The 3,180-nt window shown below is 63.8% G+C and carries 3 protein-coding genes; 2 read left to right on the forward strand and 1 reads right to left on the reverse strand.

Going from position 1 to position 3,180, the window contains the following annotated elements; genetic code table 11:
* A partial coding sequence (locus tag AC1D00_RS33405) for a hypothetical protein (protein ID WP_477013599.1) occupies positions 1-264 on the reverse strand: 264 nt, incomplete at its 3' end.
* Between the two features lie 17 nt (positions 265-281).
* On the opposite strand from AC1D00_RS33405, the gene AC1D00_RS33410 reads away from it, so the two are divergent.
* Positions 282-1,889, forward strand: coding sequence for an ABC transporter substrate-binding protein (locus AC1D00_RS33410; protein WP_135174253.1), 1,608 nt, complete (start codon positions 282-284; stop codon positions 1,887-1,889).
* Between the two features lie 230 nt (positions 1,890-2,119).
* Positions 2,120-3,180, forward strand: a 1,061-nt coding sequence (locus AC1D00_RS33415; RefSeq protein ID WP_477013600.1) for a glycosyltransferase family 39 protein, incomplete at its 3' end; no start/stop codon positions are given.

The following is a 3,180-nucleotide window of genomic DNA, read 5'->3' on the forward strand; positions in this document are numbered from 1 at the left end:
GCGGGATTCATCGTAATGTCTCTCAAGCTTCGAAAGTTGGTACGCGCATTGCATCGGCGCGGGGCAGGACACGCGGCGAGCGTTGTAGAGCCAAACCGATCTTTGGGGAGCCCGTGCGCGCGCCGCCTGGGCCTGCAGCGAAACCGGATTGACGCGCTCGGCACTGTCTGCAAGTCTCGAAAAGACAAAGGCATTGCATGGGGTTAGTTCGCCCAAAGAACGATCCGAATGCCCAACCAATAACCTGCCTTTGAACAGTTTCACGTCAGGAGAAACTTTTTATGTTCCACTTCATGCGCCGGGGGCCTCGCGCGTTCGCCTCCAAACTCGCGCTGTCGGTCGTCGCGCTCTCGACCGCGCTGGCCTCGCCAGTGCTCGCAGCCGGCAAGACCCTCACTGCGGTGATGCATTCCGACCTGCGCATCATCGATCCGATCTTCACCACAGCCTACATCACGCGCGACCACGGCTACATGGTCTACGACACGCTGGTGGCCACCGATTCGAACTTCAAGATCCAGCCGCAGATGGCGGACTGGAAGATCTCCGACGACAAGCTCACCTACACCTTCACGCTGCGCGACGGCCTGAAGTGGCATGACGGCGCGCCGGTGACCGCGGAAGACTGCGTTGCCTCGCTGAAGCGCTGGGCCGCGGTCGACGGCATGGGCCAGAAGCTCCTGGACTTCACCGCGAGCATCGAGGCGACCGACGCCAAGACCATCACGTTGAAGCTGAAGGAGCCCTACGGCCTCGTGCTCGACTCCATCGGCAAGCCGTCCTCGCGCGTCGCCTTCATGATGCCGAAGCGCCTCGCCGAGACGCCGGCGGACAAGCAGATCCCCGAGCAGATCGGCTCGGGCCCCTTCAAGTTCGTGCAGTCGGAATTCCAGCCCGGCGTGAAGGCCGTCTACGTCAAGAACACCGATTACGTGCCGCGCAAGGAGCCGGCGAGCTGGACCTCCGGCGGCAAGGTGGTGAAGGTCGACCGCGTCGAGTGGATCACGATGCCGGACTCGCAGACCGCGGTGAACGCGCTGCAGTCGGGCGACATCGACTTCGTGGAGAACCTGCCGTTCGACATGCTGCCGGTGCTGGAAGCGAACAAGGAGCTCACGATCGAGGTCTCGAACAAGTTCGGTTTCCAGACCCTCGGCCGGATGAACTTCCTGTATCCGCCGTTCGACAATGTGAAGGTGCGCCGTGCCGCCCTGCTGGCGATGAACCAGAAGGACGTTCTCGACGCGCTCGTCGGCAACGCCAAGTACCAGAAGATCTGCGGCGCGTTCTTCGTCTGCGATACGCCGCTGGCGACCGACGTCGGCGCCGAAACCCTGGTGAAGGGCAACGGCATGGCGGAAGCCAAGAAGGCGCTCGCCGAGTCCGGCTATGACGGCACCCCGGTCGTGGTCATGGCGCCTGGCGACGTCACGACGCTCAAGGCGCAGCCGATCGTGGCCGCCCAGCTGCTGCGCGAAGCCGGCTTCAAGGTCGACCTGCAGGCGACCGACTGGCAGACGGTGGTGAGCCGCCGCGCCAGCCAGAAGCCGCCGAAGGAAGGCGGCTGGAACATGTTCTTCACCAACTGGGTCGCGGCCGACGTCTCCAACCCGATCGCCAATCTCTCGATCGGCGGCCAGGGCAAGAAGGGCTGGTTCGGCTGGGCGGAAGACGCCAAGATCGAGCAGCTCAAGGATGCTTTCGTCCGCGCGCCGTCGATCGACGAGCAGAAGAAGATCGCCGCCGACATCCAGAAGGAAGCCTATGAGCAGGTGATCTACGTTCCGCTGGGGCAGTATCTGCTGCCGAGCGGCTGGCGCAAATCGCTGAGCGGTGTGCTCGATGGCCCCGCAACGCCCCTGTTCTGGAACGTCGACAAGTCGGAGTAGGCGGGCGCGTCCTTCCGCCTTTCATCCGGATCATCACGCGGCGCCGCTGTCATCAGCGGCGCCGTTGTCGTTTCAGCTCGGCGCCACCTTGGGAAGGCCGTGGAACTTTTAGCGCTTCCAATTCTCAATCATTGCTATTTGTTTCCAACCTGAAATAGATGTGTCGTCCTCGCGCATCACTTTCCTTGTCCCATTTGATTCCTGTGCCGTTCGATTTTGCATTCCAGGCGATGGCCGAACGGTCAGATCGCGCGCCGGCGCGTTGGCGCCGGCCTTTCCTGCGCTGGCTCGACGGCGTCGAGGCGGGCTGGGCCGTGCCGCTTCTCATCGCCTGCTTCGTTGCGATCTGGACGCTCTATCTGGCCATCGCCTATGCCGGCAGCGGCCTGCACCCTGATACGCTCGAGGCCTGGACGCTGGGGCGGAACTTTGCCTTCGGCTATCACAAGCATCCGCCGTTGATGGGGTGGGTTGCGGCGGCATGGACCTTCGTCTTTCCGCTCAGCGACTGGTCGCTGCAACTGATGGCGATGGCCAATGCCGGGCTTGCGCTGGTCTTCGTCGATCTGATCTCGCGGCAGTTCGTGACCGGGCACAAGCGCATCCTGGTGCTGCTGCTATTGATGCTGACGCCGGCCTATCAGTTCCACGCCCAGCGCTTCAACGCCAATGCGGTGCTGCTCGCGACCTGGCCGCTGGCGACCTGGTGCTTCCTGCGCGCGTTCGAGACGCGCGGCGTGCTGTGGGCGGTCGCGGTGGGATGCACCACGGCGCTCGCGATGGTCGGCAAGTATTATTCGATCTTTCTCGTCGCAAGCTTCGCCTTTGCCGCACTGGCGCATCCGGCGCGGCGCGCCTATTTCACCTCCGCTTCGCCCTGGATCTCGGTCGCCGTCGGGCTCGCGGCGCTGTCGCCGCACCTCTACTGGCTTGCGACGACGGGCGCGTCGACCTTCACCTATGCGCTGGCTCACGCCAACGGCAGCGCCGTGAGCTCGCTCGGCGAGGCGAAGAATTTCCTGCTGGGGCTGGCTGCGGCCATGAGCGTGTCGGCCGTGCTCTGGATGCTCATCGCCGGCACGCGGCTGAAGCAGGTTCCGGCCGACTTCGCGACAATGAGTCCGGGCCTGCGACTTCTCTTCTACGTTGCGATCGGCACGATCGTGCTGCCGGTGCTGACGTCGCTTGTGATGGGGACGGATCTGCCGTCGCTGTGGGCGTTGCAGGGGCTGTTCCTGTTCGTCGTTCTCGTGGTCTGTGGCACGCGCTATCCGATCGAGCGGTTCCACAC

The organism is Bradyrhizobium sp. P2_E8 (genome assembly GCF_056403875.1).